The organism is Micromonospora ferruginea (genome assembly GCF_013694245.2).
Lineage (GTDB): Bacteria > Actinomycetota > Actinomycetes > Mycobacteriales > Micromonosporaceae > Micromonospora > Micromonospora robiginosa.
On the sequence record NZ_CP059322.2, the window covers coordinates 1831669 to 1855458 of the forward strand.

Annotated in this window: 24 protein-coding genes and 1 riboswitch; of the genes, 13 read left to right on the forward strand and 11 right to left on the reverse strand. The window is 74.6% G+C overall.

The features are described 5' to 3' along the window. Positions 1-38: 38 nt before the first annotated feature. The 3 genes from H1D33_RS07990 to H1D33_RS08000 all read left to right on the forward strand — a co-directional run bounded on the left by H1D33_RS07990 (position 39) and on the right by H1D33_RS08000 (position 2796). Positions 39-1160: an alpha-hydroxy acid oxidase gene (locus H1D33_RS07990; protein WP_181568679.1), complete on the forward strand. Its 1122-nt coding sequence runs from the start codon at positions 39-41 to the stop codon at positions 1158-1160. Position 1161: 1 nt separating this feature from the next. Next, a complete protein-coding gene (locus tag H1D33_RS07995) occupies positions 1162-2475 on the forward strand; it encodes an aminotransferase-like domain-containing protein (protein WP_181568678.1) in 1314 nt (437 codons plus the stop codon). Between the two features lie 69 nt (positions 2476-2544). Continuing rightward, positions 2545-2796 carry a hypothetical protein gene (locus tag H1D33_RS08000; protein ID WP_107160278.1) on the forward strand — a complete coding sequence of 84 codons (252 nt, stop codon included), beginning with the start codon at positions 2545-2547 and terminating at the stop codon, positions 2794-2796. A gap of 49 nt (positions 2797-2845) precedes the next feature. On the opposite strand, the gene H1D33_RS08005 is transcribed toward H1D33_RS08000, so the two are convergent. The 5 genes from H1D33_RS08005 to H1D33_RS08025 all read right to left on the reverse strand — a co-directional run bounded on the left by H1D33_RS08005 (position 2846) and on the right by H1D33_RS08025 (position 8306). After that, entirely contained in the window at positions 2846-4282 is a 1437-nt protein-coding gene (locus tag H1D33_RS08005) for a glycine hydroxymethyltransferase (protein WP_181568677.1), read from the reverse strand. 18 nt (positions 4283-4300) lie between these two features. Beyond that, a riboswitch (ZMP/ZTP riboswitch) is annotated at positions 4301-4390 on the reverse strand. A gap of 138 nt (positions 4391-4528) precedes the next feature. Continuing rightward, positions 4529-5029: a hemerythrin domain-containing protein gene (locus H1D33_RS08010; protein WP_181568676.1), complete on the reverse strand. Its 501-nt coding sequence runs from the start codon at positions 5027-5029 to the stop codon at positions 4529-4531. Positions 5030-5139: 110 nt separating this feature from the next. Next, positions 5140-6615: a S8 family peptidase gene (locus H1D33_RS08015; protein ID WP_181568675.1), complete on the reverse strand. Its 1476-nt coding sequence runs from the start codon at positions 6613-6615 to the stop codon at positions 5140-5142. Positions 6616-6727: 112 nt separating this feature from the next. Next, on the reverse strand, positions 6728-7591 hold the full coding sequence (locus tag H1D33_RS08020) for an NAD(P)H-hydrate dehydratase (protein WP_181568674.1): 864 nt from the start codon (positions 7589-7591) through the stop codon (positions 6728-6730). After that, a complete protein-coding gene (locus tag H1D33_RS08025; RefSeq protein ID WP_181568673.1) occupies positions 7575-8306 on the reverse strand; it encodes a histidine phosphatase family protein in 732 nt (243 codons plus the stop codon). Before H1D33_RS08025 ends, H1D33_RS08020 begins: the two co-directional genes overlap by 17 nt. Positions 8307-8494: 188 nt before the next feature. On the opposite strand from H1D33_RS08025, the gene H1D33_RS08030 reads away from it, so the two are divergent. Both H1D33_RS08030 and H1D33_RS08035 read left to right on the forward strand, forming a co-directional pair. Next, positions 8495-8824, forward strand: a complete 330-nt coding sequence (locus H1D33_RS08030; RefSeq protein ID WP_181568672.1) for a hypothetical protein — start codon at positions 8495-8497, stop codon at positions 8822-8824. 35 nt (positions 8825-8859) lie between these two features. Beyond that, the gene (locus H1D33_RS08035) at positions 8860-9843 is read left to right on the forward strand and encodes a DNA polymerase domain-containing protein (protein ID WP_181568671.1); all 984 of its coding nucleotides are present in this window, start codon (positions 8860-8862) and stop codon (positions 9841-9843) included. A 4-nt stretch (positions 9844-9847) separates the two neighbouring features. On the opposite strand, the gene H1D33_RS08040 is transcribed toward H1D33_RS08035, so the two are convergent. Beyond that, on the reverse strand, positions 9848-10354 hold the full coding sequence (locus H1D33_RS08040; protein WP_181568670.1) for an Lrp/AsnC family transcriptional regulator: 507 nt from the start codon (positions 10352-10354) through the stop codon (positions 9848-9850). Positions 10355-10426: 72 nt separating this feature from the next. Here H1D33_RS08040 and pdhA point away from each other — a divergent pair, with 72 nt between their 5' ends. The 4 genes from pdhA (at position 10427) to H1D33_RS08060 (ending at position 15515) form a co-directional block, all read left to right on the forward strand. After that, entirely contained in the window at positions 10427-11632 is a 1206-nt protein-coding gene (pdhA, locus tag H1D33_RS08045) for a pyruvate dehydrogenase (acetyl-transferring) E1 component subunit alpha (RefSeq protein ID WP_181572833.1), read from the forward strand. Next, on the forward strand, positions 11632-12636 hold the full coding sequence (locus H1D33_RS08050; RefSeq protein WP_181568669.1) for an alpha-ketoacid dehydrogenase subunit beta: 1005 nt from the start codon (positions 11632-11634) through the stop codon (positions 12634-12636). The genes pdhA and H1D33_RS08050 overlap by 1 nt, the downstream gene beginning before the upstream one ends. Before the next feature lie 53 nt (positions 12637-12689). Further along, positions 12690-14078: a dihydrolipoamide acetyltransferase family protein gene (locus H1D33_RS08055; RefSeq protein ID WP_181572832.1), complete on the forward strand. Its 1389-nt coding sequence runs from the start codon at positions 12690-12692 to the stop codon at positions 14076-14078. 165 nt (positions 14079-14243) lie between these two features. Continuing rightward, positions 14244-15515, forward strand: coding sequence for a L,D-transpeptidase (locus H1D33_RS08060; RefSeq protein ID WP_181568668.1), 1272 nt, complete (start codon positions 14244-14246; stop codon positions 15513-15515). Positions 15516-15575: 60 nt separating this feature from the next. Here the strand turns inward: H1D33_RS08060 and H1D33_RS08065 are convergent, their stop codons facing one another. Then, on the reverse strand, positions 15576-16595 hold the full coding sequence (locus H1D33_RS08065) for an SMP-30/gluconolactonase/LRE family protein (protein WP_181568667.1): 1020 nt from the start codon (positions 16593-16595) through the stop codon (positions 15576-15578). A gap of 227 nt (positions 16596-16822) precedes the next feature. On the opposite strand from H1D33_RS08065, the gene H1D33_RS08070 reads away from it, so the two are divergent. Beyond that, on the forward strand, positions 16823-17182 hold the full coding sequence (locus H1D33_RS08070) for an anti-sigma factor antagonist (RefSeq protein WP_181568666.1): 360 nt from the start codon (positions 16823-16825) through the stop codon (positions 17180-17182). Between the two features lie 52 nt (positions 17183-17234). Here H1D33_RS08070 and H1D33_RS08075 read toward each other — a convergent pair whose 3' ends face one another. Continuing rightward, on the reverse strand, positions 17235-17603 hold the full coding sequence (locus H1D33_RS08075; RefSeq protein ID WP_107160247.1) for an FKBP-type peptidyl-prolyl cis-trans isomerase: 369 nt from the start codon (positions 17601-17603) through the stop codon (positions 17235-17237). Positions 17604-17747: 144 nt separating this feature from the next. Then, positions 17748-18305 (reverse strand): DoxX family membrane protein, encoded by a 558-nt coding sequence (locus H1D33_RS08080; protein ID WP_181568665.1) that lies wholly within the window; start codon positions 18303-18305, stop codon positions 17748-17750. Positions 18306-18521: 216 nt separating this feature from the next. Between H1D33_RS08080 and H1D33_RS08085 the strand changes: the two genes are divergently transcribed. Beyond that, on the forward strand, positions 18522-19220 hold the full coding sequence (locus H1D33_RS08085; RefSeq protein WP_181568664.1) for a CBS domain-containing protein: 699 nt from the start codon (positions 18522-18524) through the stop codon (positions 19218-19220). Between the two features lie 28 nt (positions 19221-19248). Here H1D33_RS08085 and H1D33_RS08090 read toward each other — a convergent pair whose 3' ends face one another. Together H1D33_RS08090 and H1D33_RS08095 are read right to left on the reverse strand one after the other, a co-directional pair. Further along, positions 19249-19965 carry a helical backbone metal receptor gene (locus H1D33_RS08090; protein WP_181568663.1) on the reverse strand — a complete coding sequence of 239 codons (717 nt, stop codon included), beginning with the start codon at positions 19963-19965 and terminating at the stop codon, positions 19249-19251. 80 nt (positions 19966-20045) lie between these two features. Next, positions 20046-21134: a DICT sensory domain-containing protein gene (locus H1D33_RS08095; RefSeq protein WP_181568662.1), complete on the reverse strand. Its 1089-nt coding sequence runs from the start codon at positions 21132-21134 to the stop codon at positions 20046-20048. A gap of 136 nt (positions 21135-21270) precedes the next feature. On the opposite strand from H1D33_RS08095, the gene H1D33_RS08100 reads away from it, so the two are divergent. Together H1D33_RS08100 and H1D33_RS08105 are read left to right on the forward strand one after the other, a co-directional pair. Then, a complete protein-coding gene (locus tag H1D33_RS08100) occupies positions 21271-22137 on the forward strand; it encodes a DUF2726 domain-containing protein (protein WP_181568661.1) in 867 nt (288 codons plus the stop codon). 249 nt (positions 22138-22386) lie between these two features. Next, a complete protein-coding gene (locus H1D33_RS08105) occupies positions 22387-23709 on the forward strand; it encodes a hypothetical protein (RefSeq protein ID WP_181568660.1) in 1323 nt (440 codons plus the stop codon). The last annotated feature ends 81 nt before the right edge of the window (positions 23710-23790 follow it).

The following is a 23790-nucleotide window of genomic DNA, read 5'->3' on the forward strand; positions in this document are numbered from 1 at the left end:
CGGGGCGCCGGGCGCGAACGCGACGGGTGCCCGGGCGCATGGCTGAGCGGACCGGCGGGACGCCGACCCCGACGGCCGGCGCGGCGCCGGCGTGCCTGGACGACTTCGCGGCGCTGGCCCGGGCGGTGCTGCCGGCCGACGTGTGGGACTACGTCGACGGCGGCAGCGGGGCCGAGACCGCGCTGGCCGCCAACCGGGCCGCGCTGGACCGGGTGGCGGTGCTGCCCCGGATGCTGGCCGGGGTGGAGGAGGCGTCCACCGAGGCGGTGCTGCCGGGCGGCCGGGCCGCGCTGCCGGTGGCGGTCGCGCCGATGGCGTACCAGCGGTTGCTGCATCCCGACGGGGAGCTGGCGCTCGCGGCGGCGGCCGCCGCGGCCGGCGTCCCCTACGCGGTCAGCACGCTGTCCAGCACGCCGGTCGAGGAGGTCGCGGCGGCCGGCGGGACGGTCTGGTTCCAGCTCTACTGGCTGCGCGACCGGGCGCTGGTGGCCGACCTGCTGGACCGGGCGCTGGGTGCCGGCTGCGCGGCGGTGGTGGTCACCGTGGACGTGCCGGTGCTGGGCCGGCGGCTGCGCGACGCGCGCAACGGCTTCGCGCTGCCGCCGCACGTCACCGCCGCGAACCTGCCCGGCGGCCGGGACGACCTGGCCCACCGGGGCACGCCCGGCGTCTCGGCGGTGGCGGTGCACACCGGCGCGGTCTTCGCCCCGGCGGTGAGCTGGGCGGACCTGGCCTGGCTGCGCGAGCGTACCCCGGTGCCCCTGCTGGTCAAGGGCATCCTGGACGCGCGCGACGCGGTCCGCGCGGCGGACGCCGGCGTCGACGCGGTGGTGGTCTCCAACCACGGCGGCCGGCAGCTCGACGCCGCCCCGGCCAGCGTGAGCGTGCTGCCGGAGGTGGTCGACGCGGTCGGGGAGCGGTGCGCGGTGCTGCTGGACAGCGGCGTGCGCGGCGGCGTGGACGTGCTGCGCGCGCTCGCCCTCGGCGCGTCCGGCGTGCTGCTCGGGCGTCCGCTGCTCTGGGCGCTCGCCGCCGGTGGGCGGGCCGGCGCCCAGGCCGCCCTGGCGCTGCTCGCGGCCGAGCTGCGCGACGCGCTCATCCTCAGCGGCTGCCCCGACCCGGCGGCGGCGCGGGGGCTGCGGACCCGGATCGGAGGCTGACGTGGAACCGGTGGACCTGGCCGTCACGGCGCTGCACGGCAGCGTCGGCGACCCGGCGTTGAACTCGATGAACTTCCTCAACGAGGTGGCGCAGCACTATCCGGAGGCGGTGTCGCTGGCCGCCGGCCGGCCGTACGAGGAGTTCTTCGACTCGTCGACGCTGGCCACGCACCTGGACCGCTTCCGCCGGCACCTCGCCGACGACCTGGGGCTCGGCCCGGCCCAGGTGGACCGGACGCTGCTGCAGTACGGGCGGACCAAGGGCATCGTGCACCACCTGATCGCCCGCAACCTCGCCGTCGACGAGCGGATCACGGTCGACCCGGAGGCCCTCGTGGTGACCGTCGGCTGCCAGGAGGCGATGTTCCTGGTGCTGCGCGCGTTGCGCGCCGACCCGGCCGACGTGCTGTTCGCGGTCGCGCCGACGTACGTCGGGCTGACCGGCGCGGCCCGCCTGGTCGACCTGCCGGTGCGGCCGGTGGCCGGCGGCCCGGACGGCGTCGACCTGGCCGACCTGCGCGCCGGGGTGCGCCGGGCCCGTGCCGAGGGACTGCGCCCGCGGGCCTGCTACGTGATGCCGGACTTCGCCAACCCGTCCGGGGTCAGCATGGACACCGCCCACCGGCGGCGGCTGCTCGACCTGGCCGCCGAGGAGGACCTGCTGCTGATCGAGGACAACCCGTACGGCCTCTTCCCGGCCGACGGCACGGACCGCCGGCCCACGCTCAAGGCGCTGGACACCGCCCGCCGGGTGGTCTACCTCGGGTCGTTCGCCAAGACCGTGCTGCCCGGCGCCCGGGTCGGCTACGTGGTCGCCGACCAGCGGGTGGCCGGCGCCGACGGCACGGTCGGCCCGCTCGCCGACCAGCTCGCCAAGATCAAGAGCATGGTCACGGTGAACACGTCGCCGATCAGCCAGGCGGTGATCGGCGGGGTGCTGCTGGCGCACGACTGCTCGCTGGTGGCCGCGAACGTCCGGGAGCGGGCCGCGTACGCCCGCAACCTCGCCCATCTGGTCGACGGCCTGGCCCGGCGCTTCCCGGCCGGCGGGCCGGTGCGCTGGACGGTGCCGGCCGGCGGCTTCTTCGTCGTGGTGACCGTGCCGTTCCCGGTCGACGACGCGTTGCTGCACCGCTCGGCGCGGGAGTACGGCGTGCTCTGGACCCCGATGGCGCACTTCTACGACGCCGGCACGCCGGTGCACGCGTTGCGCCTGTCGCTGAGCGCGGTCACCCCGGCGCAGATCGACCTGGGGCTGGACCGGCTCGCCGCACTGGTCACCGACACCACGGCGGCGGTCGGGGCGCCGGCGTGACGCCGCAGCGTGGCGGCCGGAGCACCACCCGTGTTCCCCGACCGCCGGTCCTCCGTTGATAATGGACGGATGGTTGCCTGGGAGTACGCGTTGCTGGTCCGCCGCTATCAGGGGCAGGGCCGGAATTTCCACGTCTCGTTCGTCTGGTACGGCCCGGACGGGTCCCGCACCGACGTCACCGCGTACGGCGACACCGCGGTCGCGCACCTCAACCGGGTCGGCCGGGAGGGCTGGGAACTGGTCACCGCCGCCGAGGACGTGAACAACGTGCAGGGCAGCACCGAGGTGCACCGCTACCACCTCAAGCGCCCGCTGCGCTGAGGTTCCGCGCCCCCCGCCGGCCACCGGTCGGCGGGGGGCGCGGCCGGGCTCAGCCCAGCGAGACCTCGGGGTAGAGCGGGAACGGGACGAGCAGGTCGGCGGCCTGCTTGCCGACCGACTCGGCCACCGCCGGGTCCAGCACGTACTTCGCCTTCGACGGCGCGCCGTCCGGGCCGGTGCCGGCGGTGGTCCGGTCCAGCACCGTGTGGATCAGCTCGGCGGTGGCGTCCATCTCGGCGGCGCCCAGCCCCCGGGTGGTGAGCGCCGGCGTGCCGATCCGGATACCGGAGGTGTACCACGCGCCGTTCGGGTCCTGCGGCACCGCGTTGCGGTTCGTCACGATCCCGGAGTCGAGCAGCGCCTGCTCGGCCTGCCGGCCGGTCAGGCCGTACCCGGACACGTCGATGAGCACCAGGTGGTTCTCGGTGCCGCCAGTGACCAGCGTCGCGCCCCGGCGCAGCAGCCCGTCGGCGAGCGCCTGCGCGTTGTCGACGATCCGCTGGGCGTAGTCGGCGAAGTCGGGGCGCCGGGCCTCGGCCAGCGCGACCGCCTTGGCGGCCATCACGTGCGGCAGCGGGCCGCCGAGCACCATCGGGCAGCCCCGGTCGACCTGGTCGGCCAGCTCCGGGCCGCAGAGCACCATGCCGCCGCGCGGGCCGCGCAGCGACTTGTGCGTGGTGGTGGTGACGATGTGCGCGTGCGGCACCGGGTCGAAGTCGCCGGTGAAGACCTTGCCGGCGACCAGGCCGGCGAAGTGCGCCATGTCGACCATGAAGGCGGCCCCGACCGAGTCGGCGATCTCCCGCATGATCCGGAAGTTGACCTTCCGCGGATACGCCGAGTAGCCGGCGACCAGGATCAGCGGCTTGAACTCCCGGGCCGCCTCGGCCACCCGGTCGTAGTCGATCAGGCCGGTGGCCGGGTCGGTGCCGTAGCTGCGCTGGTCGAACATCTTGCCGGAGATGTTCGGCCGGAAGCCGTGGGTGAGGTGGCCGCCGGCGTCCAGCGACATGCCGAGCATCCGCTGGTTGCCCAGCTCCCGGCGCAGCGCGAACCAGTCCGCCTCGGTGAGCTCGTTGACCTGGCGGACCTGGGCCTTCCTCAGTGCGGGCGACTCGACCCGGTCGGCCAGGATCGCCCAGAACGCGACCAGGTTGGCGTCGATGCCGGAGTGCGGCTGCACGTAGGCGTGGGACGCCCCGAACAGCTCCTTGGCGTGCTCGGCGGCGAGCGCCTCGACGGTGTCCACGTTCTGGCAGCCGGCGTAGAAACGCCGCCCGATGGTGCCCTCGGCGTACTTGTCGCTGAACCAGTTGCCCATGGCCAGCAGCGTCGCGGGGGAGGCGTAGTTCTCACTGGCGATCAACTTCAGCGACTCACGCTGGTCGGCCAGCTCTGCCCCGATGGCGTCCGCCACCCGCGGCTCGACGCCGCGGATCACCTCCAGCGCGGTGCGGAAGGCGGTGGACTCGACGTTGTGCGACATGCGACCTCCTGGTGACGTGCGGAAGGCCCAGGCGCTCGGCATGCGTCCTCATGACGAGGCCGCTCCCCGATGGTGCTCCATCTCCACGCGCCAGTCACGGCCCGAGGGAAATCCTAGCGGTCCCCGCCAGGCCGGACCCCCAGCGGCCCGCCTGTAAGGAGGGGCCCCTTCTTAACGCATTCTGCATAGGCGGGGCCCCCGCTTAACATCCACCTGTTAAGCGGGGGCCCCGCCTTGCACCCGGGCTCAGGCGACCACGGCGTCGCGGGCCTTCTTCAGCGCCTTCGGGGCGGTCGGCGTCTTCGGCGCCGTCGGCCGTACGTCGAGCATGCGCTGGCCGATCTCCTGGAGCTGGTTACGGCCGAGCGCCTCGCGCACCTTGGGGAACCACTCCTGCTCCTCCTCCTCGACGTGGTGCAGCACGTTCTCGATGAGCACCGTCGTCTTGGCGACGAACCGCTCGTCGTCGGCGTCCATCGCGTGCAGTTCGAGGCAGAGCACGTCCGCCACGTGGTGCTCCTCGTACGACTCGAGGATGTCGTCCTCGACGTCCGGCACCAGCTTGCGGACCTCCGGGTACATCACCTCGTTCTCCAGGTAGGTGTGCACCGTCAGCGCCTCGATGATCTGCGTGACGATCTTCCCGCGCCGGCTCGCCGGACCGTCCTCGGCCTCCTGGAAGGCCTTGAACAGTCGGCGCATCTCCTTGTGGTCCTCCTTGAGCAGGACGATCGCGTCGGTGGACACCGGGTTACCTCCTCGGTCGGCTGATGAGGGCCCCCTACCCGGCGTCCGACCAGGACAAACAGACCGGGCCCGGCGATTCGTCGCCGGGCCCGGTCGGTCGGTGGGGAGGGTTACCGCACCGCGTTGTACGCGTCGACCAGGCCGGCGCCGTAGAAGCCGTTGCGGTTGCCGCCGGAGCAGGTCGCGTCGTAGGCGTTCGGACCCGTCGGGATCAGCGGCACCGGGTTGTAGACGCCGGCCGGGCAGGACTGCGCCACCGCCGTGCGCTCCAGGAACGACGAGAGCTGGCCCGCGGTCATGCCCGGGTGGGCCGACAGCGCCAGCGCCGCGACGCCGGTGGCGTGCGGGCCGGACATCGAGGTGCCCTGCTTGTAGCCCCACCCGTTGGTGCGGGTGACGGTGTTGAAGGTGGTGGACAGGATGCCGTCGGTGGACGTCGAGCGCGCGCCCTGGGTGCGGAAGCGGGTGTCGCCACCCGGCGCCGTCACGTCGATGACGCCCTGGCCGTACGAGGAGTAGTAGCTCTTCTGTCCGGTCGGGCCGACCGCGGCGACGGTCACCACGCCGGGCGCCTCGGCCGGCAGGTCGAGGCAGGCGTTGGTCAGGTTCTCGCGCTCCTCCGGGGTGCCGTTGTTCGGGCTGCCGGTGTCGGTGATCTTGTGCGCGAGGTCGTAGTTGGAGTTGCCGGCGGACGCCACGCTCAGCACGCCCTTGGACTGCGAGTAGCGGATCGCCCGCTGCACGGCCTGCCACACCGGGCGCTGCCGCGCGTCGTTGCGGCAGTTCAGCTCCCACGGGTCGATGTAGTAGCTGTTGTTGGTCAGCTTCATGCCGTGGTCGGCGGCCCAGAGGAACCCGCAGACCGCGGCCTCCGGGAAGATGTAGCCGTCGTCGTTGACCACCTTGACCGCGGCGACCTTGACCCCCGGCGCGATGCCGGTGACGCCGACGCCGTTCACCGCGGCGGCGATGGTGCCGGCCACGTGGGTGCCGTGGTCGCTGGTGGTCGGGTTCCAGGCCGCCTCGGTGGTGTCGGTGACGCCGCCGACGCAGGACGTGCTCTTGTCCTTGGCGATCTGGGTCGCCAGGTCCGGGTGGGTGCTGGAGATGCCGCTGTCCAGCACGCCGACGACGACGTCCGGGCGGCCGGTGGTCACCGCGTGGGCCTGCGGGAGGTGGATCATGTCCATGTCCCACTGCTGGCCGTAGAGCGGCTCGCGGGTCGGGTCGGCGGTGGCGTCGGCCGCGGCCACCTCCACCGTCTCGCCCTCGTCGAGGGCGGTGCCCAGGCCGGCGGTGGAGGCGACCGACTGGACGCCCGCGCCGGCCACCTGCGTGGTGAAGGCCGGGTTGGTCGAGCGGACGACGAGCACGCCGATCTGGTCGTAGCGGGCCACGACCGTGCCGTCGGCGGCGGCCACCCGGGCGGCGGCCCGGTCGGTGGTGGCGCCCTGCGGGGCGAGGACCAGGTAGGAGGTGTCCGGTCCGGCGGCCAGCGCCGGGGCGGGCACGCCGGTCAGGGCGAGCCCGGCGCCGAGCGCGGCGGCGGACGCGCCGGCCAGTGTCTTGCGACGAAGGTTGTTCACACGTACTCCCAGGGGCCGATCCGGTCCGACGAGCAGGCTGCTCGCCGTTGCCGGTTCAGCGCCCGGCCGGTCTGTGGTGTTACACACACCACAGACCGGCTGCCGTCGACCGTCAGACCGTCGCCAGCGTGTACGGGATCTCGTCGAGCAGCTCCCGGGCGAGGAAGCCGATCCGGCCGTACCGGGGCACCAGCCGCTGCCCGCTCACCGCGTGCGCGAACGCCGCCCAGCAGGCCGCCTGCGCCGGGTCGGCGCCGCGGGACAGCAGCCCGGCGAGCAGCCCGGCCCGCACGTCCCCGCTGCCCGAGGTGCCCAGCCCGGCGTCGCCGCTCTCCTCCCGCCAGGCCCGGCCGTCCGGGGTGGCGATGTGGCCGTACAGCGACACCACCGCCTCGTACCGCCGGGCCAGCTCGACCGCCTCCGCGTCCAGGTCGTCGCCGGGGTCGCGGTCGAGCAGGTGCCGGGCCTCGGTGAGGTTCGGCGTGAGCACCACCTTGCGCCCGGAGCCGACCAGCAGGTCCGGCTCGTGGCTGAGCGCACCGAGCGCGTACGCGTCGAGCACCAGCGCGGTCTCCCGGCCGGCCGCGTCGAGCACCAGGCGCAGCAGTTCCCCGGTGGCGTCGATGTCCCGCAGGCCCGGGCCGACCGTCACCACGTCCGCCTCGGCGACCAGGCCGCCGAGCACATCTCCCGGGTCGCCCCGGACCGCGCCCTCGTCGGTCTCCGGCAGGCCGACCACCAGCGCCTCGGGGACCTGGATGCTCAGCGACGGGGCGGTGGACTCGGCGGCGGCCAACTGGAGCACGCCGGCCCCGGCGCGCAGCGCGGCGACGCCGGCCAGCAGCACCGCCCCGGGGGTGAACCGGGAGCCGCCGACCACCAGCACCGTGCCGCGCGCCTCCTTGCCGCCGGTGGGCACGGGCAGCGCCCAGTCGCGCAGCAGCGCGGGGGTGATCACGTCAGACCGGTTCGGCATGGACCTCGTCCTCCCTGGTGGGCCGCGCCCCCTCGCGGTGCAGGTGGGCGACGTCGTTGAACGTCTCCGGGCGGAGCCGCCCGGCCCCGTCGGCGCGCCACCCGGTCACCGAGCAGTTGGCGATGACGTGCTCGTGGGTGAGCGCCATCAACTCCGCCTCGGTGAGCCCCTCCACCAGGTAGCGGAGCAGGAAGACCAGCGCGTCGTGGCCGAACAGCAGCACCCGCCCGCCGTCGTGGTCGCGGCGCAGGTCACCGAGGAGCGCGCGCAGCCGCAGCGCCACGTCGGTCCACGACTCGCCGCCGGGCGGGCGGTAGTAGAACTTGCCGAGCCGGTCGCGCCGCCGCGCCTCCTCCGGGTGGCGCCGGCGCACCCCGTGACCGGTGAGCCCGTCGAGGATGCCCAGCTCCCGGTCGCGCAGCCGCTCGTCGCGGCTCGCCGGGACGCCGGTGCCGGCCAGCGCCAGCTCGGCGGTGCGCACGGCGCGCAGGTACGGCGACATCACGGCCACCTCGGGCCGCTGCTCCTCGGGCAGGCCGGCCAGCCACCGCCCGGTCGCCCGGGCCTGCTCCTCGCCGGTCGGTGACAGCGGCACGTCCGCGTCCCGGTGGGTGAGGTCGATCAGCTCGGCGCCGGACGTCTCGGCCGCGCCGGCCGCGACGTTCGCGGTGCTCTCGCCGTGCCGGACGATCCAGAGCGCTGCCAACTCCGCCATGCGGCTCCCGGTACCCGGGCCCCGCGCCGGGTAACCGCGCCGGCCCGGTCGGTTCGGCCCGGCGGGCTGTGGGCGCACCCGCCCGCTGCCCTGGCCACCCGGGTGCCATCGGTGGGACAGCGCGGGGTTGCATCGACCCGGCAGAATGTCCGCCGGGTCCCCGGTGGCCCGTGCGGAGGGGGGTGGGCATGTCGACGGTGGTCCGAGGGCTGCGCGAGGCGCTGGTGCTCTTCGTGATCGCGGTGGTGGTGATCGCGGCGGCGGTCGGCACCTGGGTGGCGATCAGCGGCGGTGACTTCGTGCACCGGTTGGGTGTGGCGTTCCTGCTGGTCGGCGCCGTGATCGGGATGACCGGCGACCTCACCCTGAGCCGGATCGGCATGCTGCCGGCCCGGTCCACGTTCGGCCTCGCGCCGGAGCGGGCGGACGGCGGCGGCGGCCGGGTGCTGACCGGCGTCGGCATCTTCCTCTTCGTCTCGGTGCCGCTGATCGTGGTCGGGGTCCTGCTGATCACCTGAGGAGATGCCCGCGCGACGGCCGCCGGTGCCCTACGGTGTTCTGCGTGGCGACCGCGGCGGCCGAGGAGATCCGGGTGGGCGAGCGGCTGGTCCGCGTCTCCAGCCCCGACAAGCCCTACTTCCCGGAACGCGGGCTGACCAAGCGGGACGTGGTGCGCTACTTCCTCTCCGTCGGGGACGGCATCCTGCGCGCGCTGCGCGACCGGCCGACCATGCTGGAACGCTGGCCGCGCGGGGTGTTCGAGGGCGCGACGGTGGCCACCCGGCAGACCAACAGGGGCGACGCGTTCTACCAGAAGCGGCTGCCGGCCGGCGCGCCCGACTGGGTACGCACCGCGCACATCACGTTCCCCAGCGGCCGGACCGCCGACGAGGTGGCCCCGAGCGAGCTGGCGGTGGTCGCCTGGGCGGCCAACCTGGGCACGCTGCGCTTCCACCCGTGGCCGGTGTCGAAGGCCGACGTGGAGCGCCCCGACCAGTTGCGCATCGACCTCGACCCGATGCCCGGGGTGCCGTTCGCGCAGGTGGTACCGGTGGCCCACGAGGTGCGGGCGTTCCTGGCCGAGCTGGGCATGGAGGGCTTCCCGAAGACCACCGGCGGGCGCGGCATCCACGTCTACCTGTCGATCGAGCCGCGGTGGAGTTTCGGCGAGTGCCGGCGGGCGGTGCTGGCGCTGGGCCTGGAGATGCGGCGACGCCGACCCGACCTGGTCACCACGACCTGGTGGCGCGACCAGCGGGACAGGCCGGTCTTCGTCGACTACAACCAGATGGCGCGCGACCACACCATGACGTCGGCGTACTCGATCCGGCCCACGCCGGCGGCGCTGGTCTCCGCGCCGCTCGACTGGTCCGAGCTGGACGACGCCCGACCGGAGGACTTCGACGTGGTCAGCATGCCGGCCCGGTTCGCCGGGCGCGGCGACCCGCACGCCGGACTGGACGGGCGGCGGTACTCGCTGGAACCGCTGCTGGAGCTGGCCGACCGCGAGGGGCTGGAGTCGCCGCCGGAGCGCTGAGCGGTCAGGCCCACGGGCTCAGCGTGCCGTCGAACTCCTCGAAGACCAGCCAGGTGCGGGTGGAGAGCACCCCGGCGATGCTCTGCACCCGGTCCAGCACCACGTCCCGCAGGGTGGCGTTGTCCGGCGCGCGGACCAGCGCGAGCACGTCGTGCTCGCCGCTGAGCAGCGCCGCGTGCTCGATGTAGCGCACCTGGGCCAGCTCGGCGGAGACCTCCCGCCAGGTGTTCTGCTCGATGGTCAGCGCGATGTACGCCGAGGTGCCCAGCCCGGCCGGCTCGGGCGCCACCCGCGCGGTGAAGCCGGTGAGCACGCCGTCGCGCAGCAGCCGTTCCACCCGGGCGTACGCGTTGGTGCGCGAGACGTGCACCCGTTCGGCGAGCGTGCGGATGGAGATCCGGGCGTCGGCGACCAGTTCCCGCAGGATCCGCCGGTCGACGTCGTCGAGCGGCCCGGCCGAACGTCCCGTTCCGCCCGCCGCGCCCGGTGTGGCGCCGGTCTCCTGGCTCACCGCGCTCACCTCCCTGTGCCATTCGTCCCGCGTTCATCGCGGATGTTGAGTCAATCATCCCCGGGCAGGAGCATAGGGCCACCACACGTCCAGGAGGTCCCCGCCGTGACGACCACACCCCAGGCGGTCCGCAGGGCATCCCCGCGGACCCGCCGGCCGGCCACCCCGGCCGCCGCCGACCCGTCCGCCGGCCTGCTGCCGCAGTCCGAGCCGGTCCGGCTGCTGAACCCGGACGGCACCGCACTGCCGCCCCGCGACGACTACCCGGAGCCGCCGCTGGAGGCGCTGCGCGAGATGTACCGCCGGATGGTGGTCGGGCGCCGCTTCGACACCCAGGCCACCGCGCTGACCAAGCAGGGCCGGCTGGCCGTCTACCCGTCCGCGCGCGGCCAGGAGGCCTGCCAGGTCGGCGGCGTGCTCGCGCTGCGCGACTCGGACTGGGTCTTCCCCACCTACCGCGAGTCGATGGCGCTGACCGCCCGCGGCCTCGACCCGGTCGAGGTGCTCACCCTCCTGCGCGGCGACTGGCACTGCGGGTACGACCCGGCGGTCACCCGCACCGCGCCGCAGTGCACCCCGCTCGCCACCCAGACCGTGCACGCCGCCGGCCTGGCCTACGGCGAGTCCTACCAGGGGCGGGACACCGTCGCGCTCGCGTTCATCGGCGACGGCGCGACCAGTGAGGGCGACTTCCACGAGGGCGTCAACTTCGCCGCCGTGTTCAAGGCCCCGGTCGTGTTCCTGGTGCAGAACAACAAGTACGCGATCAGCGTGCCGCTGTCCCGGCAGACCGCCGCGCCGAGCCTGGCCTACAAGGGCGTCGGCTACGGCGTGCCCAGCGAGCAGGTCGACGGCAACGACCCGGTGGCCGTGCTGGCGGTGCTGAACCGCGCCGTGGCGCACGCCCGCGCCGGCAGGGGCCCGTACCTGATCGAGGCGCACACCTACCGGATGGAGCCGCACACCAACGCCGACGACCAGACCCGCTACCGCGACGCCGAGGAGGTCGAGGCGTGGCGCGACCGCGACCCGATCGCCCGGCTGGAGGCGTACCTGCGGTCGCGGGGCGCGCTGGACGACGCCGCGGTCGCCGCGGTCGCCGAGGAGGCCGAGGCGTACGCCGCCGGGCTGCGCCGGCGGATGGACGAGCAGCCCACCGTGGACCCGCTCAGCCTCTTCGACCACGTGTACGCCGAGCCCACGCCGCAACTCATCGAGCAGCGGGAACTGGTCCGGGCCGAGCTGGCCGCGGCCCGCGACGAGGACGGGGACGCCTGATGGCCGCCGTGACGATGGCGAAGGCGCTCAACGCCGCGCTCGCCGACGCGCTGCTCGACGACGAGCGGGTGGTCGTCTTCGGTGAGGACGTCGGCCAGCTCGGCGGCGTCTTCCGGATCACCGACGGGTTGCAGGCCCGCTTCGGCGACAAGCGGTGCTTCGACACCCCGCTCGCCGAGGCCGGCATCGTCGGCTTCGCGGTCGGCCTGGCCATGTCCGGGCTGCGGCCGGTGGTGGAGATGCAGTTCGACGCGTTCGCGTACCCGGCGTTCGAGCAGATCGCCTCGCACGTGGCGAAGCTGCGCAACCGGACCCGGGGCGCGCTCAGCGTGCCGATCGTGATCCGGGTGCCCTACGCCGGCGGCATCGGCGGGGTGGAGCACCACTGCGACTCGTCCGAGGCCTACTACGCGCACACCCCCGGCCTGAAGGTGGTCACGCCGGCCACCGTCGAGGACGCGTACTCGCTGCTGCGCGCGGCGATCGACGACCCGGACCCGGTGGTGTTCCTGGAGCCGAAGAAGCTCTACTTCGCCAGCGCGGAGGCGGAGCTGCCGGCGCGCACCGACCCGATCGGCACCGCCGTGGTCCGCCGGCCGGGCACCGACGCGACGCTCGTCGCGTACGGCCCGGCGGTGCCGGTGGCGTTGGCCGCCGCCGAGGCGGCCCGCGAGGAGGGCTGGGACCTGGAGGTGGTCGACGTGCGCAGCATCGTGCCGTTCGACGACGCCACCGTCACCGCGTCGGTGCGCCGCACCGGCCGGTGCGTGGTGATCCAGGAGGCGCAGGGCTTCGCCGGGGTCGGCGCCGAGATCGCCGCCCGGGTGCAGGAACGCTGCTTCCACGCCCTGCACGCCCCGGTGCTGCGGGTGTCCGGCCTGGACATTCCCTATCCCGCGCCGATGCTGGAGCACACCCACCTGCCCTCGGTCGACCGGGTGCTGGACACCGTGGCCCGGCTCCAGTGGGACGACCAGCCCGACTCCCGGTGGGTCGCGGCATGACCGAACGCACCGAGCGCAGCGAGGGCCGTGAGGGCATGCCCGGCCGGCACGGCATGAGTGAAAGCACCGCTGTGGGGACCCGTGACTTCCTCCTGCCGGACCTGGGCGAGGGGTTGAGCGAGGCGGAGATCGTCGAGTGGCGGGTCGCGGTGGGCGACGTGGTCACCGTGGACCAGATCGTGGTCGAGGTGGAGACCGCCAAGGCCGTGGTCGACGTGCCCTGCCCGTACCCGGGTCGGGTCGTGGCGCTGCACGGCGCGGCCGGTGAGGTCCGCCCGGTCGGCCAGCCGCTGATCACCATCGCCCCGCTCGACGGCGACGGCGCCGCCGACCCGCACGCCACCTACCGCGAGGAGGAGCGGGCCGGGTCCGGCAACGTCCTCATCGGGTACGGCACCGGGCACGGCGGTCCGGCCCGGCGGCGTCGCCGGCCCCGCCTGGCGGTCGCCCCGGAGCCCGGCACCCCGGCCTCGGCGGACGTCGGCTCCGGCCCCGCGCGGGCGGCGGCCGAGCGGACGCCGGACCCGGCGGGGGACGGTGGCCCGGTGTCGGCGCCGCTGGTCATCTCCCCGATCGTGCGGCGGCTGGCCCGCGAGCACGGGGTCGACCTGGCGTCGCTGCGCGGCACCGGTCCCGGTGGCGTGATCCGCCGGGCGGACGTGGAGACGGCCCGGACCGCCCCGGCCGCACGGCTGGCGGCGGTGCCGGACGCGCCGGACGCGCACGTCGGGCTCGCCCCGACCGGCGAGGGCGACGTGGTCGTCCCGCTCACCGGCATCCGCAAGGTCATCGCGGACAAGCTCTCCCGCAGCCGCCGGGAGATCCCCGAGGTGACCATCTGGGTGGACGTGGACGCCACCGGGCTGCTGGAGACCCGGGCCGCGATCAACGCCGCCACCCCGGACGCGCCGGTGAGCATCCTGGCCCTGCTGGCCCGCGTCTGCCTCAGCGGGCTGCGGAGGTATCCGCAGCTCAACGCGCGGGTCGACACCGAGGGGCAGCGGATCGTGCAGTCCGCCGGGGTGCACCTGGGCATCGCCGCGCAGACCGACCGGGGCCTGGTCGTGCCGGTGCTGCGCGACGCCCAGCGGCTCACCACCGCCGAGCTGGCCGCGGCGCTGGCCGAGACCACGGCGGCGGCCCGGGCCGGGACCCTGCCGCCCGGCCGGCTGACCGGCGGCACGTTCACGCTCAACAACTACGGGGTGTTCGGGGTGGACGGCTCCACGCCGATCATCAACCACCCGGAGGCGGCGCTGCTCGGCGTCGGGCGGATCGTGGACAAGCCCTGGGTGGTCGACGGTCAGCTCGCCGTCCGCAAGGTGACCCAGCTCAGCCTCACCTTCGACCACCGGGTCTGCGACGGTGGCGTGGCGGGCGGTTTCCTCCGCCACGTGGCCGACTGCGTCGAACGCCCCGCCCTGCTGATCGCCAACACCTGATCCGACGCCGGGAGACCTTGGTACGAAATCGCCCCTGAAAGGGCGAACTCGTACCAAGGTCTTTTCCCGCGCAGCCGTTTCCGAGCAATTCCGCCGAAGGTGCCACACCGTGACGCCGGGCCTACAGAATGTGGGCGAGGGGGTTCCGGAAATGGGGGGCGAAATATGTTTGTGAGGCGGCGACTGACGCTTTTCGCGATGACCGTCGCGGCCGCGCCGCTGGCGGTCGGCGCGTGCACCGCCGGCCCGAGGTCGGCGGTGAAGCAGGCCGAGGCGGCGCCGCCGTCGGTCACGGTGACGCCGGCCGACCGGGCCCGCGACGTGCCGATCAGCGCGGAGGTGGGCACGAAGGTCAGCAACGGCAGGGTGACCGGCGTGAAGCTCACCGACGACAAGGGCCGCCCGGTGCCGGCGCAGGCCCGCGAGGACGGATCCGGCTGGGTGCCGGACGCGCCGCTGGCCAATTCCCGGACGTACACGGCCGAGGTGACCGTGAGCGGCGATTCCGGGAAGACCGCGACGCGGAAGACGACGTTCACGACGATGGCCAGATCCACCAAACCGGCCGTCACCAGCGAATTGTATTTCCAGGACAAGCAGACGTACGGGACGGCGATGCCGGTGGTGCTCGGTTTCGACCCGCCGATCCCGCCGGAGGCCCGGGCGGACGTGCAACGTCGGCTCTTCGTCAGGACCAGTCCGTCGCAGCCCGGCACCTGGTCCTGGATGTCCGACGGCAAGCAGGCCGAGTACCGGGCGCCGGACCGCTGGAAACCCGGCACGACGATCAGCGTCCGCAGCGCGCTGGAGGGGCTGCCCATCGGCAAGGAGGCGGTCGGCGACTCCGACCGGGTGGCGACCGCCAAGGTGGGCCGGCAGGTGTCGCTGGACATCGACAACACCACCAAGCAGATGACGGTCTACCAGGACGGCAAGGTGCTCCGAAAGCTCCCGGTCAGCCTCGGCAAGCCGAGCACGCCGAGTTCCAGCGGCACCATGGTGATCATGGAGAAGCACGAGCACACCACGTTCGACACGCGGGGCGAGCCGGACGGCGGCTACGTGGTCGACGTGGACGACGCGCAGCGGCTGACCTGGGGCGGCGAGTTCATCCACTCGGCGCCGTGGTCGGAGGGGGAGCAGGGCTACAACAACACCTCGCACGGCTGCACGAACGTCTCGGCCGCCGGCGCCGACTGGCTGATGGGCGTCACCCAGGTCGGTGACCTGGTGACCGTCAAGGGCACCGAGGTGCAGCTCCAGCCGGGCAACGGCTTCACCGCCTGGAACGTCGGCTGGAACGAGTTCGCCAAGGGCAGCGCGCTGCCCGTACCGGCGGGGTTGAAGCCCACGCAGAGCCCGACGCCGCACCCGGGCGCGGTGGCCGGCGGGTCCGCGCCCGCCCCCACCCCGACCAGGAGCAACAGCGGCGGCTGAATCCGGGGAGGAACGGCCACGGGCCGGCCCGCGTCCGCGCGGGCCGGCCCGGCGCCGGTCTCAGTCCAGGTCGACGCGGGCCACCCCGGTCGCGGTCAGGCTGCCCAGCCAGAGCTGGCGGCCGTGCTGCCGCACGCCCGTCACCATCGGGTACGCGCCGCTCGGGCCGTGCAGCGTCCGCAGCACCCGCCCCGCGCCGTCGACCAGCGCGACCAGCCCGTAGCGACGCGGCTGCGGCTGCACCGCCCCGGGCAGCAGCGCGACGAGCTGCCGCAGCCGGGGATGGGGCAGCAACCGCTCCATGGCCGGCAGCCGGGGACTGGGCAGCGCGATCCAGTACGTCCCGTCGCCCACCGCGGAGACGTTGTCCGGGTAGGCCGGCAGGTCGGCCAGCACGGTGGCCCGGCCGCCCGGCAGGTCCACCCGCAGCAGCCGGTGGGTGGCGGTCTCCACCAGCATGAGCGCCGACTCGTCCGGGGTGAGCGCCAGCCCGTTCGGGAAGTAGAGCCCGCCGGCCACCACGTCGGTGCGCCCGGTCCGCCGGTCGTAGGCCAGCACCCGGCCGTTGGGGCGGTGCTCCAGCAGGTCCCGCTTCCAGTGCGACAGCGGGAACCGGTCGGACGAGTCGGTGAAGTAGACCGTGCCGTCGTGGGCCACCGCCGCGTTGTCGGCCAGGTGCACCGGCGGCGCGGTGCCGGTCAGCTCGTGCACCGCGCCGGCCGGGTCGACCCGCAGCAACCCCCGGTAGGCGTCGCAGACCAGCAGCCCGCCGTCGACCGGGTCCAGTTCGATGCCGAGCGGGCGACCGCCGGTCACGGCGAGCAGCGTGGGCCGGGTGCCGGCCGGGGCGTCCACCGGCCACCACCAGAGCCGGCCGTCCTCGTCGCCGCTGATCGCCCGGCCCTCGGCGTCGACCACCACGTCCTCCGGCCCGAGCCCGCCGTCGGGCAGCGGCAGCAGGTCGGCCCGGTCCAGCCGGGTGTCGCCGGGGGCCCAGACCCCGGTCAGCGGCGGCGGCACGGTCGCCGGCTCGCGGACCGGGCGGATCAGCAGGGGCACGCGCGGGCGGGGGACGGCCATCGGGTCATTGTGGGCCCGCCGGCGCTCCGGCGGGGAGTCCCGCCCGGCGTGTCCGCGCCGCCACCTCCGCCCGGCCCGGGTGGCCCGGCCGGCGCAGGGCGGGTCGCCGCGGTGGCCGGAGGCTGCGGGAAGACCCTGAGACGGGTCGGGGTCGGCACCCCGGCGCTACCCGGAACCCCGCCTTCGAGCTGCCGGAACTGTCGGTGGTCGGGGGTAGGTTTGCGGGTATGAGGGACAGCGGCGACCGCTTCGCGGTGGTGACGGAGGTGCTCGACCACGTGGTCGAGCTGCGCCCGGTCGGCGAGATCGACATCGCCACCGTGTCGGCGTTCCGGGCCGCGCTCTGGGCGGCGCCGGCGCGGCCGGTGGTGCGCGTCGACCTGTCCGGCGTGCCGCTGCTCTCCGCCGCCGGGGTGCGCGCGCTGGCCGCCGCCCACCTGCGGATCCGGGCCCGCGGCGGTGAGCTGGTGCTGGTCGACCCGGCGCCGGTGGTGGCCCGGGTGCTGCGGGTGACCGGCCTGCACCGGGTCGTGCCGGTGCACCAGTCGGGCCCCGCCAGCGAGCTGCTGACCTGCGCCGCCGCCTGAGCGCGACCGGGCCGCCGGCGGAACGCCGACGGCCCGGTGACTTCCGAAGCGCTCAGCGCACGCCGAGCAGGTCCACCACGAAGACCAGCGTCTCGTTCGGCTTGATGACGCCACCGGCGCCCCGGGCGCCGTAGCCCAGGTGCGGCGGGATGGTGAGCCGGCGTCGGCCGCCCACCTTCATGCCGATCACGCCCTGGTCCCAGCCGGCGATGACCTGGCCGCCGCCGAGCGGGAACTCGAACGTCTCACCCCGGTTCCACGAGGCGTCGAACTCGCGGCCGGTGGAGTGGGCCACGCCCACGTAGTGCACGCTGGCGAGCTGGCCGGCGTGGGCCTCCGGGCCGTCGCCGACCGTGATGTCCTCGACGACGAGATCGGCGGGCGGCGCGCCCTCGATCGGGCCAACCTCGGGCTTCTCCATGAGCGGGTCTCCTCGGTGCTGACGGTGTGGTCACCGTCGATCCTGCCGGATCGTGACCGGCCGATACGCGCCGGTACCCGCCCCGGCGCGTACGACGGGGCGGGCGCCGCCTGCCGGCGACGCCCGCCCCAGGGCGACCTGCGCTCACCTCAGCCAGGGCAGGCGCTGGACCAGGGGAAGCTTCGCCCAGGCCCGGCCGAGGCCGAGGGTGTTGCCGGCACCGACCAGGGCCAGGCCGGCGAGCAGGCCCGCGTAGATGAGGTGGTCGTCCATGAAGGGGTTGTTCTCCGGAGGCAGGACCGCGGTCCACATCATGACCAGCAGCAGCCCACCGGCGGCGGCGGCGATCCGGGTGCCGATGCCGAGCAGCAGCGCCACGCCGATGCCGAGCAGGCCGAGCATGAACAGCCAGTCCGCCCAGGCCGCGCCCGCGATGTCGTGGTAGAAGCCCTGGAACGGGCCGGCCGCGCCGAAGCTCAGGAAGCCCTTGGTCGGGCTGCCGCCGTTGATCCAGGCGTTCTTCGCCGGGGTCTCGTGTCCCAGGCCGAACATCTTGTCCAGGAACGCCCAGAGGAAGGTCCAGCCCAGGGCGATCCGCAGCCCGGCCCAGACGAACCGGGTGGCCTTCTGGCGGGGGGTCTCGGCCGCCGGGGCGGTGGTGGCGGCGGGGGTCCGCTCGATTGTCGCGGTCATGGTCTCCACGTCCCTTCCTGTGCCTCGCACCGCGCTTTCCGGTGGCACCTTCATTCCACTCCCCGGCGGTGGTCGGGAGCAGGGCCGAGGGTGCCTCGCGTACGGGTCCTTGGTCCCGTCCCGACCCGGTCCGGAGGGCCCGCCCGGGACCGGCCCGCCGCCCCTGCCCGGATCCCCACCGGCGGCCTAGCGTCGCTGGTGGAGCCACGTGGCGAGGAGGTCGCGATGAGGACATGGCAGGTGGCCGACGTGATGACCAGGGACGTCGCCACGGTGGGCGAGGAGACGCCGTACCGCGACGTCGTCGACGTGCTGGTGCGGGAACGGGTCAGCGGGGTGCCGGTGGTGGACTCGTTCCGCCGGGTCCTCGGGGTGATCTCCGAGGCGGACCTGCTGCACAAGGTGGAGCGGGCCGGCCACCCCGACGAGCGGCGGGTGTTCGCCGGGCGTCGCCGGCGCGCCGCCCGGGAGAAGGCGGGCGCGCTGGTGGCCCGGGACCTGATGACCGCGCCGGCGGTCACCACCCACGAGCGGGCGACGCTGGCGGCCACCGCCCGGCTGATGGACCGCGAGGCGGTCAAGCGGCTGCCGGTCCTCGACGACCTCGGCCGGCTGGCCGGCATCGTGACCCGTGGCGACCTGCTGCGGGTGCACCTGCGCACCGACGCGGAGATCCGCGAGGACGTGGTCCGGGAGGTGCTGCGCCGGGTGCTCTCCGTCCGGGACGGCCTGGTCACGGTGCAGGTCCGCGGCGGCGAGGTCACCATGGACGGCCGGCTGGACCGCCGCAGCGCCGTCGACCTCGCCGGCCGCCTGGCCGGTCAGGTCGCCGGCGTGGTCGCGGTGCACAACGCCATCGCCTACGACGTGGACGACACCACGCTGATGGAGCTGGACCCGGTGCACGCCACCCCGATCGCCTGACCGTCGCGTCCCCGTCCCGGGCGACCGATCAGACGGCGGTGGCGAGCTGGGCGGCGAGCAGCGCCGGCGCCTCGGCCAGCGATGGGCCGTACCAGGTGAGGTGCCGGCCGGAGACCAGCGCCGAGGGCACCCCCGGGAACGCCTCCGGCCCGTCGTCGGCGGCGAACCGGTACGGCTCGTCCGGCAGCACCACCAGCTCCGGCGCCCGGGCCCGCAGCCGGTCGAGCGTCGGGCGGGGATAGCGCTCCGGGTCGGTGGCCCAGGCGTTGACCACGCCGAGCCGGCGCAGCACGTCCCCGGCGAACGTGTCCCGGCCCAGCACCACCCAGGGGCGCCGCCACACCGGCACCACCGCGGTGCGGACCCGCTCCGGCACCGGCGGCGCGGCCCATGCCCGGCGGGCCGCGCGCAGCCAGGCCGGCTCGTCGGGCGCGCCGATCGCGGCGACCAGCGCGCCGAGCTGGTCGAGCGCCTCCGGCACGGTACGCGGGAAGGTGACCCGCACCGCCACCCCGGCCGCACGCAGCGCCTCCGCGTCGGCCAGCCGGTTCTCCTCCTCGTTGAGCAGCACGAGGTCGGGCGACAGGGCGAGCACCCGGTCCAGGTCGGGGTACTTCGTCCCGCCGACCCGGGCGACGTCCAGCCCGGCCGGGTGCGTGCACCAGTCGGTCGCGCCGACCAGCACCTCCGGCCGGGTCGCCGCGACCGCCTCGGTCAGCGACGGCACCAGCGACACCACCCGCACGTCCGGCCTCCCCTCGTAGCGGTCCGTCCTCGCGTATCACCGCCGCCGTCCGGCGGCGCGGCTCGTCCGGCGTCGACCGGTCAGCCGACGCCGGCGGGGGCGGCGGCGGTCTCCGGCGGCAGGCCCGCCACCGGCACCCCTTCGCGTACCGCCCACTGCACGGCGGCCCGCAGGTCGGCCGTGGGCAGCGGCCGGCGGGCGGTCACCGCGACCGCCGCGTGCACCGAGTAGGCGACGAACGGGAACGACCGGGCCAGCGCCCCGATCGCGTCGTGCAGCCGGCCCACCACGGCCAGCGCCTCCGGTTCCCCGAGCGCCGGCAGGACCAGGTGGAACTCGTTGTCGGCGACCCGTACCGCCCGGTCGACCGGGCGCAGCACGCCGGTGACGGCGGCGAGCAGGGCCTGGCCCTCCCGGGCGGCGCTGCGCCGGCCGAAGCGCTCCGGCGAGCCGGCCGGCTCGTCCACCCGCAGGCCGACCAGCGCCACCGGCAGCGTGCCGGAGGCGGTCACCCCGTCCGCCCCGCTCCACCGGCGCAGGCCGGGTTCGTCGAGCATCCCGTCCGTCGTCTCGACCGGTGGCGCGCCGCGGTCGCCGCGCTGGGCGAGCAGCTTCAGCGCCGACTCGGCCCGGGCCTCGCCCGGCCCGGCCGGGATGTCCCGGACCCGGGCGACCGCGTCGTCCAGCGCCGACCGGGCCGCACCGGGCAGCCGCTCGGCGAGGCGCTCCCGCAGCCGGATCACCTCGTGCAGCGCCGCGTCCCGGCGGAACCCCCACCGTCCCTCGAAGAGCCGGCCGGACTCCAGCGTCGCGGCCGGCGTGACCTCACCCCGGTCGTACGCCACCAGGGTGGCGCCGAAGCGGGGGGTCAGCGCCACCACGCTCCACTCCCGGGCCAGGTCCTCCGTCTCGTCCAGCGTCACCGGGTACACGCCGTCGGGGAGGTCCGGCGGGGGACCGCCGACCATGCCGACCACGGTGACGGCCGCCCGCTCGGCGAGGCGCCGGTAGACCGCGCGTTCCCGCTCGAAGTACGGCAGCCGCTGGAAGAGCGCGAGGACGACCAGTGGGCCGTCCTCGGCCTCGGTCAGCGCGGCCCGCTCGATGGCGTGGGATACGGCGACGAGGCTGCGTTTGGTGAATCGCTCCGGGGTCCGTCCGCTGTGCACCCGCCGAGCCTAGATCGCGGGAACCGGCCGCGCACCGCCCGTCGGGCGTCCGGATTCGGCCGCACCGCCGAGGCGGCCACCATGATCGACGTCCTACACTCGGACGTCGAGCGAGCGACGGACGGGTTGTGGCGAGATGACGAGCACCGGCAGCGTGGCCGCCTCCTGGCTGCGGCCGATCCCGTCCGGCGCCACCCCGCGCCTGGTGCGCGCCGGTCACGTCGGGTACGCCGACCGGCGGCTCGGCGAGCTGGCGCAGGGCCGCCCGCCGGGGGTCACCGGCAGCCAGTGGAGCGCCGCCGGCCGCACCCGCCTCGACCTGGTCGTCTGCGCCGCCGACACCGGCCTGCCGCGGTTCGCCGTGGGGTTGGGCGCGCCCGCGCCCGACGGCGCGCCCGCCCGCCGCGCCGACCGGTTGACCGACGCGGTGTGCGCCGCCGTGGGCCTGCCGCTGCTGCGGGTAGAGTCGGCGACGCTGGTGGGCGGCGAGCAGGTTCGCCGGTTCGTCGAGTACGTGCTCGACGCCCGCGCGTACGCCGAGGGCACGGACCCGGACGGTGGGGACGCGGTGGGGTTCCGCGACATCGTGGGTCGGCTGCCGGACGGCCGGCGGGGTCCGGTCAACGACCTCGGGGCGCTGGCCCGGGTCGACGCGGTCGACGCGTACGTGGCGGGCCGGCTGGCCGACCCGATCGTGCGCGGCCTGCACGTGCGGTGGACGGACGGCCCGGCGGAGGGCTGGAGCTGGGTCGAGGTGCGCGCCGGTCGGTGCCGGGTCGAGCGGGTGCGGCTGTCCTGCCGGGGTTTCTCCTGCGGGGTGGACCCGGGTCGGCTCGCCGAGGACCTGGCCGCGGCGGCGCTGGGGGAGCGGCTGCGTGACCTCGACGCCGACGCGGCGTCCCTGGTGGACCGGGACGAGTTGCGCGAGCAGGTGCGCCGCCTCGCCGCTCGGCGGGATTCCTTCGACGGCGGCTTCGCGTTCGACCATCTCTGCGCCGACTGATCCGCCGTTCCGCACCACCGGTCGGGCCCTCGATTTTTTTCTGATCTCCGGTTGAACCTTCGCCGACGGCGCTCCGTACCTAAGCGGGAATGGACGCAGATCTTCCGCCGCGCCCGGACGGCGCGGAGACGGTGCGGAGAGGGCACCGTCGGCCATTGACGCGCGACCACCTGTCGCAGTGATCCCACCCCGAGGAATGACGCCCCGGGATCACCAGTCAACTACCGGATCGAGAAGGAGAGCAATTCGATGCGCAGGTCCACACGGGCGCGCCGGTCATCCGGTAACGCGCGGAGCAAGCGGGTGCTGGCCGTGGTCGGCACGCTCGCCGTCTTCGGCGGCATCGTCGCCGTCACCCAGATCTCGTCCGCCCAGGACCAGCGCAGGACCACCCGAGTCGCCTCGGCGTCCTGCGTGCCCTCGAGTCCGGGAGCGACCGCTCCGGGCGGTCAGGGCAGCACCACCCGGACCTGGCAGAACGGCCGCTGGGTGCGTAACCACTGGGGTGACGGCCAGATGTCCGCGGCCGAGTGCCAGCAGACCAACGCCGGTGGCGCCGGCGCCGGCACCCCGACCGTGACCTGCCCCGACGTCAAGAGCAAGCTGCCGCAGGTGCCCGACCGGGCCCGCGCCGAGGTGGACCGCAACCTGGCCCTGCTGGACAGCCAGATCGCCGAGGCGAACCGCCGGCTCGCGGCGGAGGGCCGCAACGGTGGCAACTTCATCAACAACGCGATCCTCCGTCCGCTCGCGGACAAGCGGACCGCCACGCTCAACCGGATCGCCACTGCCATCGGTCGTGGCGGCCAGCGCCCGCAGGGCCTGGACAAGCTCGCCCAGTGCGCGCTCGCCGACAACGCGCAGAACGGCGGCAACAACGGTGGCGCGAACAACGGCGGGGGCCAGAACGGCGGCCAGACCGGCGGGAACAACAACGGCGGTCAGAACGGTGGCCAGAACGGCGGCGGCCAGAACGGCGGCAACAACAATGGTGGCCAGAACGGTGGCGGCCAGAACAACGGTGGCGGCCTTCAGCCGCTGGCCAAGGACTGCGGCCAGAGCCAACTGGAGGCGCACAACGGCTTCCAGAACGGCAACCGTTGCGTGAGCACCGCCTTCGGTGAGGTCGGCGCCGCGGCGAACAACCCGTCGCTGCTCATCACGCAGTTCCCGAACCAGGTGCAGCGCAACCAGCCGTTCACCCTCCGGGTGACCACCAGGAACCTGGTGCGCGACCGCTTCCTCGCCGCCGGGCAGGGCGGCTACTACATCGAGAGCTCCCTGCTCAACGACCAGGGTCTGGTGCGCGGCCACTTCCACACCGCGTGCCGGATGCTCGGCAGCACCCGGCAGCCCCCGAACCCGCAGGACGTGCCGGCCTTCTTCGTCGCCACCGAGGACGGCAAGGGCGGCAACCAGCCGGACGACGTGCTGATCCAGATCCCGGGCCTGCCGGACTCGGGCCTGGCCCAGTGCTCGGTCTGGGCGGGTGACGGCTCGCACCGGATCCCGATGATGGAGCGGGCCAACCAGACCCCGGCCATCGACGTGGTGCGCATCCAGGTCAACTGACCGTACGACGAACGGCCGGAGCCGCCCGGGGACTACCTCGGGCGGCTCCGGCCGTTCGTGCCTGTGGAAAATTGGTGCCGC